The sequence below is a fragment of the Weissella sp. LMG 11983 genome, from assembly GCF_025908495.1.
GTDB lineage: Bacteria > Bacillota > Bacilli > Lactobacillales > Lactobacillaceae > Weissella > Weissella fermenti.
Genome location: NZ_JAOZFD010000001.1, coordinates 901,656 through 915,424, shown reverse-complemented (window position 1 = coordinate 915,424; position 13,769 = coordinate 901,656). Strand labels below are relative to the sequence as shown.

The 13,769-nt window shown below is 46.4% G+C and carries 17 protein-coding genes; 14 read left to right on the top strand and 3 right to left on the bottom strand.

Annotated features, from left to right (window positions below; all coding sequences use genetic code 11):
* Positions 1-8: 8 nt before the first annotated feature.
* Together OIT45_RS04890 and rpiA are read right to left on the bottom strand one after the other, a co-directional pair.
* A complete protein-coding gene (locus OIT45_RS04890) occupies positions 9-596 on the bottom strand; it encodes a DUF805 domain-containing protein (RefSeq protein WP_199404286.1) in 588 nt (195 codons plus the stop codon).
* Positions 597-683: 87 nt separating this feature from the next.
* A complete protein-coding gene (gene rpiA, locus OIT45_RS04885; protein WP_135797056.1) occupies positions 684-1,382 on the bottom strand; it encodes a ribose-5-phosphate isomerase RpiA in 699 nt (232 codons plus the stop codon).
* 146 nt (positions 1,383-1,528) lie between these two features.
* Here rpiA and mutY point away from each other — a divergent pair, with 146 nt between their 5' ends.
* The 11 genes from mutY (at position 1,529) to OIT45_RS04830 (ending at position 11,364) form a co-directional block, all read left to right on the top strand.
* A complete protein-coding gene (mutY, locus tag OIT45_RS04880) occupies positions 1,529-2,629 on the top strand; it encodes an A/G-specific adenine glycosylase (protein ID WP_199404287.1) in 1,101 nt (366 codons plus the stop codon).
* A gap of 77 nt (positions 2,630-2,706) precedes the next feature.
* Complete coding sequence (gene rihC / locus OIT45_RS04875) at positions 2,707-3,624, top strand: ribonucleoside hydrolase RihC (protein ID WP_199404288.1); 918 nt, start codon at positions 2,707-2,709, stop codon at positions 3,622-3,624.
* A gap of 129 nt (positions 3,625-3,753) precedes the next feature.
* On the top strand, positions 3,754-4,473 hold the full coding sequence (rsmG, locus tag OIT45_RS04870; protein ID WP_199404289.1) for a 16S rRNA (guanine(527)-N(7))-methyltransferase RsmG: 720 nt from the start codon (positions 3,754-3,756) through the stop codon (positions 4,471-4,473).
* Positions 4,474-4,486: 13 nt separating this feature from the next.
* Positions 4,487-5,257, top strand: a complete 771-nt coding sequence (locus OIT45_RS04865) for a ParA family protein (protein WP_135797060.1) — start codon at positions 4,487-4,489, stop codon at positions 5,255-5,257.
* On the top strand, positions 5,244-6,152 hold the full coding sequence (locus OIT45_RS04860; RefSeq protein ID WP_135797061.1) for a ParB/RepB/Spo0J family partition protein: 909 nt from the start codon (positions 5,244-5,246) through the stop codon (positions 6,150-6,152). The genes OIT45_RS04865 and OIT45_RS04860 overlap by 14 nt, the downstream gene beginning before the upstream one ends.
* Positions 6,153-6,166: 14 nt before the next feature.
* Positions 6,167-6,358: a DUF951 domain-containing protein gene (locus tag OIT45_RS04855; protein WP_004560138.1), complete on the top strand. Its 192-nt coding sequence runs from the start codon at positions 6,167-6,169 to the stop codon at positions 6,356-6,358.
* A 21-nt stretch (positions 6,359-6,379) separates the two neighbouring features.
* The gene (gene ychF, locus OIT45_RS04850; RefSeq protein ID WP_004560137.1) at positions 6,380-7,483 is read left to right on the top strand and encodes a redox-regulated ATPase YchF; all 1,104 of its coding nucleotides are present in this window, start codon (positions 6,380-6,382) and stop codon (positions 7,481-7,483) included.
* 12 nt (positions 7,484-7,495) lie between these two features.
* A complete protein-coding gene (locus OIT45_RS04845; RefSeq protein WP_135797062.1) occupies positions 7,496-8,218 on the top strand; it encodes a DUF1129 family protein in 723 nt (240 codons plus the stop codon).
* A gap of 27 nt (positions 8,219-8,245) precedes the next feature.
* Entirely contained in the window at positions 8,246-8,935 is a 690-nt protein-coding gene (locus tag OIT45_RS04840; RefSeq protein ID WP_004560133.1) for a response regulator transcription factor, read from the top strand.
* A gap of 31 nt (positions 8,936-8,966) precedes the next feature.
* The gene (locus OIT45_RS04835) at positions 8,967-10,094 is read left to right on the top strand and encodes a sensor histidine kinase (RefSeq protein WP_199404290.1); all 1,128 of its coding nucleotides are present in this window, start codon (positions 8,967-8,969) and stop codon (positions 10,092-10,094) included.
* Between the two features lie 4 nt (positions 10,095-10,098).
* The gene (locus OIT45_RS04830; protein WP_199404291.1) at positions 10,099-11,364 is read left to right on the top strand and encodes a D-alanyl-D-alanine carboxypeptidase family protein; all 1,266 of its coding nucleotides are present in this window, start codon (positions 10,099-10,101) and stop codon (positions 11,362-11,364) included.
* 42 nt (positions 11,365-11,406) lie between these two features.
* On the opposite strand, the gene OIT45_RS04825 is transcribed toward OIT45_RS04830, so the two are convergent.
* On the bottom strand, positions 11,407-11,775 hold the full coding sequence (locus tag OIT45_RS04825) for a hypothetical protein (protein WP_135797065.1): 369 nt from the start codon (positions 11,773-11,775) through the stop codon (positions 11,407-11,409).
* Between the two features lie 76 nt (positions 11,776-11,851).
* Between OIT45_RS04825 and OIT45_RS04820 the strand changes: the two genes are divergently transcribed.
* From OIT45_RS04820 to OIT45_RS04810, 3 genes are all read left to right on the top strand, one after another.
* The gene (locus OIT45_RS04820) at positions 11,852-12,370 is read left to right on the top strand and encodes a DUF1836 domain-containing protein (protein ID WP_004560124.1); all 519 of its coding nucleotides are present in this window, start codon (positions 11,852-11,854) and stop codon (positions 12,368-12,370) included.
* Positions 12,371-12,464: 94 nt separating this feature from the next.
* The gene (locus OIT45_RS04815) at positions 12,465-12,944 is read left to right on the top strand and encodes an RNA polymerase sigma factor (RefSeq protein WP_199404292.1); all 480 of its coding nucleotides are present in this window, start codon (positions 12,465-12,467) and stop codon (positions 12,942-12,944) included.
* Between the two features lies 1 nt (position 12,945).
* The gene (locus tag OIT45_RS04810) at positions 12,946-13,764 is read left to right on the top strand and encodes an RsiV family protein (protein ID WP_199404293.1); all 819 of its coding nucleotides are present in this window, start codon (positions 12,946-12,948) and stop codon (positions 13,762-13,764) included.
* Positions 13,765-13,769 lie beyond the last annotated feature (5 nt).

Below are 13,769 nucleotides of genomic sequence, written 5' to 3'. Positions count from 1 at the left end.
CTTTTTGATTACAATTCATCATCTGATGAATCGTTAATCTCTTCTTTAAAGACAAACTTTTCTTCGGGCTTGCGGCCGATAAAGCCAGTGCCAGTTAGGGTATCGCTTGGCAAAACGGAAAGAATGCATCCGATTAGCACAAAAATACCACCAATCATAAACGTAATTTGCATTGAACCGTTGCTGTAAATGCGATCACTGCGTGAGAACAACGAAAGTACCCAAACAACCCAGGCGGCCCAGGTTACTGTGCCGGCATCGCGGTAACGACGAATTGTTAGCGCGATATTTGGTAAGAACATTGCTAAAGCCAATAGGATACCGAGCATCACAACGATAATTGTGAACGGTGCTGATAGAAGTTCAGTCAGTAGCTTCCAATTTTCAATACCCTGCACGTTAGGCTGACTATACTTGTCAACCTTGCTGATTAGGCTGGCATCGCTTGCCAAGGCGATGATGAATAAAATTAACCAAATGATGAAGATGATAGATGACCAAAGTCGCATCCACCAGAATTCGGCACGAGTTGAACGGCCCGTGAATTTCACGTAGCCTTTCCAAAAATTAATAAATGCTTGCCACATAGTTACCATAACAAATACCTCCCAAGGTCATTGTGTCATAGTTGATATGCAAAACAAATAAAAAAGCCTCGCGCCGGCGAGACTTTTGCATTTTCTTTAAATCAAAGGTTGTGGGTGAGCGTCGAAAATTTCAACGCCGTTGTCGCGACCGACAACAACCTTATCAACGATGTTCAAAAATAGTCCGTGTTCCACAACGCCGACCATGCTAGTCAATTCACGGCCAAGCGTAAATGGATCCGTGATGTCGGTTGGGTGCAAATCAATCAAGAAGTTTGCTGAGTCGGTACGAACGGGGTTGCCGTTTTGGTCAAGACGCCATGAAGGCTTGTAGCCCTTGGCTTCCAAACGCTTGAAAAGTTGGTCAGATCCGTAAGGGATAACTTCAACTGGCAAGTAGTGCGTTAGCTTTGGCGCAAGCTTACCTTCATCAACAACCCAGACATTGCGTGATGAGTTAATGGCAACGATCTTTTCCCAAAGCAAAGCGGCCCCGCCACCCTTAATAGCAGCAAATTCAGGGTCGATTTCGTCGGCTCCGTCAATCGTTAGGTCAATGTGGTCAACGTCATCAACGTTGTACATTGGAATGCCAAGCTTAGCCGCCGTACGACGCGTCTTGTCTGACGTTGGGACACCAACAATGTTAAGTCCTTCTTCCGCCACGCGCTTACCGAGAGCTTCGATAACGTACGCGATGGTAGAACCAGAACCGATACCGACAACCATGCCGTCTTCGACAAATTCAGCTGCGCGATAACCGGCAATTTTCTTGAGTTCGTTTGTATCAGTCATGTGGCCAACTTCCATTTCATAGATTTAATACTTCTATTATCGCTTATAAACATTGATTTAAGCAAATGCAAAAAACGCGGGTGCTAAATTGTTAGTAAAATCTGCTAAACTGGACTCATTATGAAAAAAGAAATTGAGGACGAGTCATGATTGACATGTGGGACGAAGAAAAGATTCGTGCGTTCCGTGCGACACTGCTTGATTGGTATGACGAAGCGGGTCGAGCTGACTTGCCATGGCGTGAAAACCAAGACCCATATCGCGTCTGGGTGTCAGAAATTATGTTGCAACAAACGCAGGTGCAAACGGTCATTCCGTATTTCAATCGGTTCATGACCATGTTTCCAACGCTGAATGATTTGGCAGCAGCACCCGAACAAGATTTGCTAAAAGCTTGGGAAGGTCTTGGTTATTATTCACGTGTTCGGAATATGCAAAAAGCGGCCATTCAAGTGCGTGATGATTACAGTGGTGTTTGGCCGGATACAATGGCCGAACTTGAAAATCTAACGGGTATCGGGCCGTATACGGCGGCCGCCATCGCTAGCATTTCCTTCAAGGAACCAGTTCCAGCTATCGATGGAAATGCCTTCCGTGTGTTCGCCCGTCTTTTCAAGATTGACGCCGATATTGCACAGCCGAAGACACGCAAGGTGTTTTTTGACTTAGGTCTGCAATTGATTGACCCAGATCGCCCAGGCGATTTTAATCAAGCGATTATGGATTTGGGTTCATCTTATATGAGTGCCAAGAATTATGATTCTGAACACTCACCAGTTAAGCAATTTAATGCTGCGTATGCAGATGGCACCGAAGATTTCTACCCTGTGAAATCCAAGGCACCTAAGCCTAAGCCAATCACCTACTTTGCGGTCGCAGCACATTCGCCAGCTGGATATCTATGGGAGCAACGTCCAACAACCGGGTTGCTGGCTAATTTTTGGACGATGCCACTGTACGCATTGACGGATTTCGTCACGGATCCAGATGCTGAGTGGTCGGAAGATGAAATGATTGCGGCTACTGAGAAGCGTTTGTTGGCTGACTATGGCATCACGGCTAAGTTGGTCAAAATGGGTGGCCGACCAGTAACGCACGTATACACGCATCAAAAATGGACGGTAACCGTACTGACGGCTGAAGTTGAAGCGACGACACCACATCGTGGGACATGGCGTGAATTTGACGCATTAACACGTGATCCACAACCAAAAATTCAAGAGAAAATTTGGAAACGATTGAATTAATATGCAATATTATGCAGTCGTGATGTATGGTATTATCTAATACACAGACTCACAAATGGAACACGGGGAATATAGACATGACACACAAAATCTTGCTGGATATGGATCCAGGAATTGATGATGCAGCAGCGATTTCAATTGCTTTGACCGATGACCAATTCGATGTAAAACTTTTGACGACCGTTGCTGGTAACGTCAGCGCTGATAAGACGAGGCTTAACGCTTTGAAGTTGGTCGAGTTTTTCGGTGTGCAAGATAAGGTGCCAGTTGCAACGGGGGCGCAAATGCCGTTGTTGAAGCACTATCAGGACGCGTCTCACGTGCACGGTGCGTCAGGAATGCCTGGCTGGGATTTTGCGCCGGTAACAACTAAGCCGTTGACGCAACACGCGGTTGAAGCGATGCGCAACGTATTGATGACTAGTGAAGAAAAACTAACCGTTGTTGCAACGGGGGCGTTCACTAATTTGGCGCTTATGTTCCGTATGTATCCTGAAACGAAGACCAAGATTGACCGTTTGGTTGTCATGGGTGGTTCGTTGTCAGGCGGTAACATGTCTAGTGTGGCAGAATTTAATATTTATACAGACCCGCATGCTGCTAAAATCGTCTTTGAGGCTGGTTTGCCACTCGTAATGATTGGTCTTGATGTGACGATGAAGGCATTGCTTTCACACGAAAATATCCAAAAGCTAAGTACGCTCAACGAATCTGGTGCGATGCTGCAAGCCTTGTTGGGTAATTATGCAGATGATGAAACTGAAGGGAAGCCGATGCATGATGTGAACACATTGTTCTATTTGGCGCACCCAGAGTACTTTGAATTGACTGACTATTGGGTTGATGTTGTAACTGAAGGTCCCGCAATGGGTGGGACAATTGCTGACATTTTGCGTACGTCACACGACGGCCAAGCAAATGTTTCAGTGGCTACAGATATTGATGTAGCAGCATTTAACGAATGGTTCATGTCAGAAATCGCGCGAATTAAGTAATGAAACAAGGTGTTGTGTTCCACGTGAAACATAACACCTTGTTTTGTTTTCTTGAACGCCGTGTAACTATTGATTAGACGGGCATTTTGCGGTATTCTTTTATTATTGGAATCAGTTTGGAGAATGGTGATGAATCCTGAAGAATTTGCGGCGGCATTACGCGAGCATAATGTTGAATTGAATGCACAACAACTAGCGCAATATCAGCAATACTACGAGCGTTTAGTTGCGGTGAATGAACACATGAACCTAACGGCAATTACTGAACGCGATGAGGTGTACTTGAAGCACTTCTACGACTCTTTGACGTTGGCCTGGGCATATCCAGAATTACAGACAGAAGAGTTGCACATGATTGACGTTGGCGCGGGGGCAGGGTTCCCATCATTGCCATTGAAGATCGCATTTCCACAATTGCAAATCACGATTATTGATGCGTTGAACAAGCGCATCAACTTCTTGCGTGATTTGGTTAAGGAATTGGGCTTGGAAGGTGTGACTGTTGAACACGCCCGTGCTGAAGAGTTTGGGAACAAGACGGCACCAGCTCGTGAGCAATATGATGTTGCCACAGCTCGTGCCTTGGCTCGTTTGAATGTCTTGGGGGAGTTGACGTTGCCATTCGTTAAGGTTGGCGGTGTGTTGTTGGCCATGAAGGGTAGCGCTGCCGATGAAGAGTTGGCAGAGGCTAAGAAGGCCATCACGACTTTGGGGGCTGAAATCGGCGAGCAAATCGACGTGAGCCTACCAAACGGTGACCCACGTTCAGTTATCGTCATCAAGAAAGTAAAGACCACACCAAAAAAGTATCCGCGCAAGCCTGGTGATCCAGTGCGCAAGCCGTTGTAGAAAGGGGAAAACAATGGGACACATTATTGCATTAGCTAACCAAAAGGGTGGTGTCGGTAAAACGACCACGACGGTTAACTTGGGCGCATCCCTAGCATCCCTAGGTAAGAAAGTGTTGTTGATCGACACTGATGCACAAGGAAACGCCACATCAGGTTCAGGCGTGCAAAAGTCAAGCATCGAACGTGACGTGTATGACGTATTGGTTCACGATGTGCCATTGGCCGACGTGATTCTACCAACGTCACACGAAGGGATGGACATTGTGCCAGCTACGATTCGCTTGGCTGGTGCTGAACTTGAATTAGCTCCAGCAATGGCGCGTGAGTTGCGCTTGAAGAATGCCTTGGAAGGTGTTCGCGAAAAGTACGACTACATCCTAATCGACAATCCACCTTCACTTGGATTGGTCACGATTAACACGTTCTCAGCAGCGGACTCAATTTTGATTCCGGTACAAGCTGAATACTACGCCCTTGAAGGCTTGGGGCAGTTGATGAACAACATGAAGTTGGTTAAGCAACACTTTAACCCTGACTTGGAAGTTGAGGGTGTGTTGATGACGATGGTTGATCCACGTACCAACTTGTCATCAGATGTTATTCAAAACGTGCGTGAGTACTTCGGCAGCGATGTTTACGACACGGTCATTCCACGTAACGTGCGTTTGTCAGAAGCGCCATCACGTGGCTTGGCAATCATTGACTATGATTCAAAGTCAAAGGGAGCCGAAGTTTATATGGACTTGGCAAAGGAGGTCTTGGCAGCTCATGGCGAACACTAAGAAGTCAGGTTTGGGTGGCCTTGGTGGCAACGGCGGCGGTCTAGGCGCTTTGTTTGCTGAGCAAGGTCTTGATACAGAAATTGCAACAAACGATACGGTTCGTGACATTGCCATCGACAAGATTGTGGCGAACCCATTCCAACCACGTCATGTCTTTGATCAAGATGCTTTGCAAGATTTGGCAGCATCAATCAAGGAAAACGGCGTGTTGCAACCAGTGATTGTGCGTCACAACCCTAAGGACAACACCCAATACGAGTTGTTGGCCGGTGAGCGTCGTTGGCGTGCCTCACAATTAGCTGGTAAGAAGGACGTGCCGGCAATTGTTCGTAAGTTAGACGACGAGCAAATGATGCAAGCCGCTATCTTGGAAAACTTGCAACGTGAAGACTTGACGCCGCTTGAAGAGGCGCAAGCTTACCGCGACATGATGGATGCGTTGAAGTTGACGCAAGAACAAGTGGCTAAGCGTCTAGGTAAGGCCCGTTCTGCTGTGGCTAACTTCCTTCGTCTGCTTAACTTGCCTGACGAAGTAAAGGACATGTTGCAAGCGGGTCAACTTTCAATGGGACAAGCGCGTACGTTGCTCGGTTTGCGCAACAAGCGTCGCATTGTGCCAGTTGCCAAGCGGGCAATTGCTGAAAGCATGACGGTTCGTCAACTTGAACAATTGGTTAACAAGTTGAACGAACAAGCTGACACCACTGGTAAGGGTAACGATGAACCATCCGCTTATTTGAAGGCGACGACAGCTGCTTTGGAGGATAAGTTTGGCACGAAGGTCAACGTGACCCGTAATCGTAAGGGTGCTGGTAAAATTGAAATTGCATACTTGTCTGATGATGATTTGAACCGCATCTTTGATGTATTGGGCATTTCATTTGACGAGGAATAATCTGGAGGTTGGTTATGTACAACTTGCATGATGTAGTTGAGATGAAGAAGCCACACGCGTGTGGTGCGAATGAATGGGAAATCAACCGTATTGGTGCGGACATTAAGTTGACGTGCCAAGGTTGTGGTCACCAAGTAATGATGACGCGTCATGATTTCGATAAGCGTTTGAAGCGCATTTTGCGTTCAGCGTCAGAACAAGATTAATAGAGAGATAGGTATTTAAAAATGGCTCTTACAGCAGGAATCGTTGGTTTGCCAAACGTTGGTAAGTCAACTTTGTTTAACGCAATTACTAAGGCGGGTGCCGAAATGGCTAACTACCCATTTGCCACGATTGAACCAAACGTGGGAATGGTTGAAGTGCCAGATGATCGTTTGGCCCGTATTCAAGAATTGGTGCCAGCTGACAAGATCGTGCCAACGACCTTCGAATTTACTGACATTGCCGGTATCGTTAAGGGTGCCTCAAAGGGTGAAGGATTGGGAAACAAGTTCCTTGAAAACATCCGTCAAGTAAACGCCATCGTGCACGTGGTTCGTGCCTTTGACGATGATGACATCACACACGTTAACGGTAAGGTTGACCCAATCGATGACATCAACACAATCAACTTGGAGTTGGTTTTGGCCGACTTGGAAGCCGTTGAAAAGCGTTACGCAACTACGGAAAAGAAGGCCAAGCAAGCTAAGGATAAGGATGCAGCTGCAGAATTTGAAGTGCTTGCTAAGTTGAAGCCAGTTTTGGAAGAAGGAAAGCCTGCTCGTTCAATTGATTGGAACGAAGATGAGCAAAAGATCGTTCGTGGCTTCTTCTTGTTGACGTCAAAGCCAGTTTTGTACGTGGCTAACGTTGCTGAAGACGACATGGCTGATCCAGAAGCATCAAAGTACTTCCAACAAATCAAGGAATACGCTGCAGCCGAAAATGCTGACGTTATCGGAATTTCAGCTCGTGCCGAAGAAGAATTGGCCGGTATGGATGACGAAGACAAGGCTGAATTGATGGAATTGCAAGGTATTACGGAACCAGGTTTGAACCGTTTGATTCGTTCAGCCTACCACTTGTTGGACTTGCGCACGTTCTTTACCGCTGGTGGTAAGGAAACGCGTGCTTGGACGTTCCGTGCAGGTATGAAGGCACCACAAGTTGCCGGTGTTATCCACTCAGACTTTGAGCGTGGATTTATCCGTGCTGAAACGGTCGCCTTTGCTGATTTGGACGAATACGGTTCAATGAAGGCAGTTAAGGAAGCTGGACGTCGTCGTTCAGAAGGTAAGGAGTATGTTGTCCAAGACGGTGATATCATCGAATTCTTGTTCAACGTTTAATCGGGGGAACTCATGACAGAATCACAAGAGCAAACGGTAACGCCAACGCTACCATCACGTGCCGACTTGGCCACGTCTGGTTTGACGAAGCGTAATCAAGATTTTATTTGGCAAATGGTACAACTTGTTGAAGGTGACGAAAGCAAGGCGGCCTTGATTGCCGAAGTTGGCGCAAAGTTGTTGGACGGTCAAAAGACTGGTACAACAGCACGTCAATTGTTTAACACACCTGCTGAAGCGTTGGGACGCAAGGCAAACGCAACCGAAGCAACGCCAGCACCTGGCTACGCGACATACGGCTTCTGGCCATTGTTGGTTGATAACGCAATTGCCTTCTTCATGATGTTCAGCTTTATGTTTGGATTGACGTTGCTATTTAGCAAGGCGTCACAAACTGGTAGCGCCGGTGCAGCCGGAATTACGTCATTGATTTTGACATCATTGTTGGGTGGATTCTTCTTCGCTGTTGTCACGATGACGTTGGCACCAAAGAAGGACGGCTCAAAGACGCCAGTGCTATTGAAGATTTTGATTTCAGTCGGTGCCTTCGTCTTGTGGTTCTTGGCATACTTGGGCTTCAGCTACTTGCCAGCTGTTATCAACCCATTGTTGCCAGGTTGGTTGTACCTAGTATTCGCCGTACTTGCCTTTATCGGCTTCCGCTTCTGGCGTGTTAAGACTGGTATCCAAGGTGGATTCCTTGGTGGTAGCACGCGCCGTCCACAAGCCAAGTAAGCAACTAGAATTAGTGAGGATGAATCGATGAAAATTTTGATTGTTGATGATGATCACGAAATTGCTGAATTGCTTGAAATCTACGTGAAGAACGAAGGTTACGAGCCAGTTATTGCCAGCGATGGTAAGGAAGCAATGACGAAGATCCGTACGAACCCAGACATCGGTTTGGTTATTTTGGACATCATGATGCCTGAAATGAATGGTACGGAAGTGTTGAAGGAAGTTCGTAAGGACAATCCTGTGCCAATTTTGTTGTTGTCAGCCAAGTCTGGTGCAATGGACAAGATTCAAGGGTTGATTACGGGTGCTGACGACTACGTAACGAAGCCATTTAACCCATTGGAAGTGATGGCGCGTGTACGTGCTTTGCTACGTCGTGCCCAAAACGGTATGGCCCAAGCAACGCCTGAAGTGCTCGATATCGGTCCTTTGACGATTAACAAGGACAGCCACGAAGTTAAGACGGCCGACGGTGTTGAAGTTAATTTGACGGCGTTGGAGTTTGGAATCTTGTATTTGTTGGCTTCACACCCAAACCGTGTGTTTAGCGCTGACGATATCTTCGAACGTGTTTGGCAACAAGAATCAGTTGTGTCTGCTAAGACAGTTATGGTGCACGTTTCACACTTGCGCGATAAGTTGGAAGCGGCAACTGGTGGTAACCAAGTTGTGCAAACCGTTTGGGGTGTTGGTTACAAGATTGAAGTGCTATAAGCACCGCGTTCTATAGAAAGAGGAAGTAGGGATGAAACTTAGTGTACTGGATTGGCTGTTGTTAGTGGTCAAGGCAGTCGTTTCGGCCCTGCTTTTTGTGTTTACTGGCATTGGTATCCTATTAGCAATGCGTTCAAACTGGCACACAGAAAATTGGTTGCTTGAAATTCAAGACATCTGGCGTCAAGATACGATGTTGGCAGTCGTAGTCGCCATTGTGGTGATTGCGCTGTGGGGTGTGGTGGTTCATTTCTTTTATGAACAGATTGTTTTGACGCACCTAATTGATAGCGTGAGTGAGTTGGCACCACGTGTGCGTGATGCTAACGCAACTGGATTGCCAGAGACGCGCATGAGTCGTCGCTTGCGTCCGCTTGCAACGAATGTGAATGGCGTGTTTGATGCCGCACAAAAAGCAATGGCTGAGGAACGTGAAATTGAGCGTTCTAAGGATGAAATGATTACGAATGTGTCGCACGATTTACGTACGCCGTTGACGTCAATCTTGGGTTATTTGGGGTTGATTGTGAATGACGAACAAGATAATTTGTCACGTGCTGATATGACGAAATATGCTAAGACGGCATTTGATAAAGCTGGGCAAATGAAGTCATTGGTTGAAGATTTGTTTGATTACACGCAAGTCCGCCAAGTTGATTTCAAGTTACGTTGGGCGCCGCTTGATTTGGCCGCCATGTTGCAACAATTGGCGGTTAACTATGAGTTGGAAGCTAAGAATAAAGACGTGGTTGTATCAGCGGTAACGAACCCAAACAGTATTGAAATGGTTGGGGATCCGGATCGTTTGGCGCGTGTCTTTATGAATTTGATTAGCAACGCCTTGAAGTATGGGGATGGGGCGACGTTTGTTCGCTTGTCAGCTAAAACATTCCCAGCTGAGAATGTTGCTGAAATTCGCGTGACAAACAATGGTGAAAAGATTCCAGAAGAATCAATTAAGCGTTTGTTTGATCGCTTTTACCGCGTTGAAAGTTCACGTAACACCAAGACTGGTGGCACTGGTCTTGGATTGGCAATCGTGAACGGCGTAATTGAAGCACACGGTGGTACGGTGCGGGTTGAATCGAATGACGATTTGACAAGTTTTATTATTCGACTACCATTACAACCAGAGGGACTTGAAGGCGAAGGAGCGTAATGTGATGATGAGAAAATGGTTAACGGGTTTGTTAATGACGGTGGTGTTGGCATTTGGTGTGGCAACACCAAGCTATGCCGCGATCGTAACGCCAACAGTTGATGCGCAAGCGGCGGCTGTGGTGGATGTGCAAACCGGCCAGGTTCTCGCGGATAAAAACGGCGATAAGCGCATTCCGATTGCATCCATTTCTAAGTTATTGACGGCTTACTTGGTCGAACGTTCGATTGAAGCAGGTAAGTTGACGATGGATACACCAATTTCCGTCCCAGCGTCGATTGTGGCGATTAGTACAGAACCAGGGTTGGCCAATGTGCCGTTGAGTACAGAACGCACGTATACAGTGCGCGAGTTGATGGAAATGGCCTTGATTAAGTCAGCCAATGCAGCAGCGTTGGCGCTTGGCTATGCCGTTTCAGGTACACCAACTGGAATCAATCAGGAAATTCAAGACCTGTTGACGGATTGGAGAATCACTGACACAACGATTGTTAGTGGTGCTGGTTTGACCAACGGTGATATGGGGTCATTGAAGAACAAAAACCTGGGTGACGACGTTGAAAATGAACTGTCAGCGCGTGAGTTGGCAATTGTCGGTCGTCATTTAGTTGAAGATTATCCAAGTATCACGGAAATTACGAGTATGACGTCAGCAGTTGTGCCTAGTGGCGCAGCTGGGACCGAGACTATCAAAAATTCCAATGCGTTGCTGACGGATGGTCATGGTTATGAGTTCAAAGGTTTGAAGACGGGTTATGCGTTGTCAGTACACAGCACCTTTATTGGTTTAACGAAGCTGGATAACCGCGAAGTGATTACGGTTGTGCTTGGTAGCGACCACACATTTACGCAAACAGCTGCGATGTTGGACCAAGTGAAGGCTGCAACACAAGTGGTGACCCTTAAGAAGGGGACGCAAATGCAACGTGTGCCTGTTGAGGAAGCCAAAGATGGACACCGTCGTTATCCATTGGTAACGAATAAGACGGTGTCGCTCTTTGCGCCGAAGTCTTGGGACGACGCCAAGGTGAATATGACGATTCGTTCAAATCACGACATGATTGCCCCAATTTCAAAGGGCCACATTGTCGACCACAACGAAAATTTGTTCGTTGATGGTGGTTCAAAGACGGAAGTTCGCGCGGCCAATGACTTTGTCGACGGTTTTCCACAGGTTAACTTGATCATGAATGAGGATGTTGCACAAGCTTCACAACTTGTGCAGTGGTACCGCGACGCTAAGCGCGTTATCGCAAATTTATTTGATTAAACAAAAATGACCTGATGCCGTTTAGCATCAGGTCATTTTTTGTTACTCAGCGTCCTTGTTTGCTTCTTCTTCAGCAACGGCAGCTTCGTATTGCAACAAACGTTCTGAGACGTCCATTACAACGTTATCTTCATCTCGGATCTCAACAATCAATCCCTTACCCAACCATGAGTGGTCACCAGAATATGGCATTTCCATTTCTTGTTGGAAATCACCGTCGTGTTGACGGAACAACACACCAACCGCTTCATCCGTGTAGTCATCCGCAAACCAAATCTCAACAACTGGTGCAACGATGGCCTTGTAGGTCATCATCGTATCAAAGATACCCCAGACTGCAGTTTGCGCTTCCTCAGGCATACGCTTGGCAAGTTCTTCAGTAACAACGCGTGACTTAGTAGATTCAAACATTATATTTAGTTCCTCACTCTAGATGTGGTAAAATTAATTCATCTAATAGTATACCACGGAAGGACAATGAGCTAACATGAACGAATATATGACATGGCGTGAAGGCCTAAAGGATGTTGAATTCCCACACTGGGAGGATCTGCCGGCATTTGATCTATACATGGATCAAGTCGTTGAATACGTGAATAACGTTTTGGCACCACTTAACATGCCAATGGTGACGTCAACGATGATTAACAACTATGTTAAGCAAAAGGTCATCATGTCACCAATCAAGAAGAAGTACCAAGCAATGCAAATTGCGGATATCTTGATTATTTCTTTGATGAAGCCAGTCTTTTCACTAGATGAAATCCGTGCGGCTATCGATCAAGTAACGGTTGGTGATTATCCAAAGAAGGCTTACAATGCCTTCGTGGATGCGTTGGCGGCCCGTTTGCAAGGCCCTGTGCCAGTTGAATTCGACCCCGACCACTTGGACTTGCAACTCATGCGCGACGCAGCGAACGTTGTCTTCCACAAGATGGAAGCTGAAAAGCTCCTTGAGTTGATGCGCAAGCGCAACCCAATCAAGGAAGTTCCTACAACTAAGTAGTAAAATGAAACACGCTTAACGGCGTGTTTTTTATTTTGAAACTATTTTCCCAGTTCGTGCGTCTAATTAGTGTAAGCAGATAGGAGGACGCGACATGCGTGAAGAATTAATTGCAACGCTACAAGAGAATAAAGTCGCGTTGTACCGTGTGGCGCTGAGTTACGTGCACACCGAGGCTGAGGCGCTAGATATTGTGCAAACGACCGCTGAAAAAGCTTTACGTCAGGTGAATCAAGTGCAGGAGTCGCGCTATTTGAAGACGTGGCTATTCCGCATCCTGATTAACACGGCGATTGATGCGCAACGCAAGCAAGCGCGAAGAAACGAAATCGGCGATGAGTCGCTTGAATTTATGCCAGCGTTAACAACGATTGCACCTGAAATGCGCTTAGCACTTAATGAAGCCGTTGCGGATTTATCTGATAAAGAACAGGCGATTATTCGGCTACATTTCTTTGAAAATCAAACGTTTGCCGACATTGCATTGACGCTTGAATTATCAGAAAACACGGTGAAAACGACCTATTATCGTAGCTTGAAAAAGTTAGAAGTAGCCTTGAACGGGGGAATGTAAGATGACACTAGAAGATGTAAAAACGGCATATGATACGCAAGATGTCCCAATGGATAAGCTAACGGCCGTGATTGATCAAGCTGTTGCGAAGACGACGCCTAAGCGTAAGCACTTGAATTGGTGGCAAACGACGTTGATTGGTGTTGGGGCAGTAGCTGCAGCGTTCACGCTTGTGCTGAACACCTCATATTCCTTCGCTAGCGCAGCTGAACGCATGCCAGTTGTCCGTGATGCGGTGAAGGTGTTGCTGTTCCGTGAATACAAGCATGTTGATAAGACGTCATACGCGGATATTAAAGTGCCACTGCTAACGAACTTGGGCAGTACTGAATTGGCAGATAAACTTAATGCGTCATACGCCAGTGAAGGGCGTGCTTTGTACGATGCCTTTATGAATAAGACGGCAGAGACGCCAAAGTCACTAACGCAGACGTATCAAGAAAAGGTGAATAACGACCAGTTGCTAGTGCTTGAACGCCGTCAAGAAATGTCGATGGCTGACACAGCAACCAAGTTGAGCTATACAACCATTGATAAGCAACGTGGATTGGTATTGACGTTGCCAATGTTGTTCAAGTCAAATGATTATCAAACAATTTTGCGCGACTATGTGAACAAGCAAATTGCGGCGTCAGATAAGTATGACACGCCAGTTGAAGCAATTTCGAAGACGCAAACCTTCTACATTAATAGCCGTGGTCAGTTGGTTTTGGTTTTCCAACGTGGTGACATTGCGGCGATGTATGTAGGTCCAGTTGAAATGACGATTCCAACCAATCTAATTGATAGTCAATTGGTATCGCATGAATATGTAAAGTAATGTAT

Excerpts from the sequence above, each read along its gene's own strand:
- OIT45_RS04855 (WP_004560138.1), top strand. The coding sequence starts at position 6,167 with ATGTACAACTTGCATGATGTAGTTGAGATGAAGAAGCCACACGCGTGT.
- rihC (WP_199404288.1), top strand. The coding sequence starts at position 2,707 with ATGACACACAAAATCTTGCTGGATATGGATCCAGGAATTGATGATGCA.
- rsmG (WP_199404289.1), top strand. The coding sequence starts at position 3,754 with ATGAATCCTGAAGAATTTGCGGCGGCATTACGCGAGCATAATGTTGAA.
- OIT45_RS04825 (WP_135797065.1), bottom strand. The coding sequence starts at position 11,775 with ATGTTTGAATCTACTAAGTCACGCGTTGTTACTGAAGAACTTGCCAAG.
- OIT45_RS04835 (WP_199404290.1), top strand. The coding sequence starts at position 8,967 with ATGAAACTTAGTGTACTGGATTGGCTGTTGTTAGTGGTCAAGGCAGTC.
- OIT45_RS04830 (WP_199404291.1), top strand. The coding sequence starts at position 10,099 with ATGATGAGAAAATGGTTAACGGGTTTGTTAATGACGGTGGTGTTGGCA.
- OIT45_RS04820 (WP_004560124.1), top strand. The coding sequence starts at position 11,852 with ATGAACGAATATATGACATGGCGTGAAGGCCTAAAGGATGTTGAATTC.
- OIT45_RS04815 (WP_199404292.1), top strand. The coding sequence starts at position 12,465 with ATGCGTGAAGAATTAATTGCAACGCTACAAGAGAATAAAGTCGCGTTG.
- OIT45_RS04860 (WP_135797061.1), top strand. The coding sequence starts at position 5,244 with ATGGCGAACACTAAGAAGTCAGGTTTGGGTGGCCTTGGTGGCAACGGC.
- rpiA (WP_135797056.1), bottom strand. The coding sequence starts at position 1,382 with ATGACTGATACAAACGAACTCAAGAAAATTGCCGGTTATCGCGCAGCT.
- OIT45_RS04865 (WP_135797060.1), top strand. The coding sequence starts at position 4,487 with ATGGGACACATTATTGCATTAGCTAACCAAAAGGGTGGTGTCGGTAAA.
- ychF (WP_004560137.1), top strand. The coding sequence starts at position 6,380 with ATGGCTCTTACAGCAGGAATCGTTGGTTTGCCAAACGTTGGTAAGTCA.
- OIT45_RS04890 (WP_199404286.1), bottom strand. The coding sequence starts at position 596 with ATGGTAACTATGTGGCAAGCATTTATTAATTTTTGGAAAGGCTACGTG.
- OIT45_RS04810 (WP_199404293.1), top strand. The coding sequence starts at position 12,946 with ATGACACTAGAAGATGTAAAAACGGCATATGATACGCAAGATGTCCCA.
- OIT45_RS04840 (WP_004560133.1), top strand. The coding sequence starts at position 8,246 with ATGAAAATTTTGATTGTTGATGATGATCACGAAATTGCTGAATTGCTT.
- OIT45_RS04845 (WP_135797062.1), top strand. The coding sequence starts at position 7,496 with ATGACAGAATCACAAGAGCAAACGGTAACGCCAACGCTACCATCACGT.
- mutY (WP_199404287.1), top strand. The coding sequence starts at position 1,529 with ATGATTGACATGTGGGACGAAGAAAAGATTCGTGCGTTCCGTGCGACA.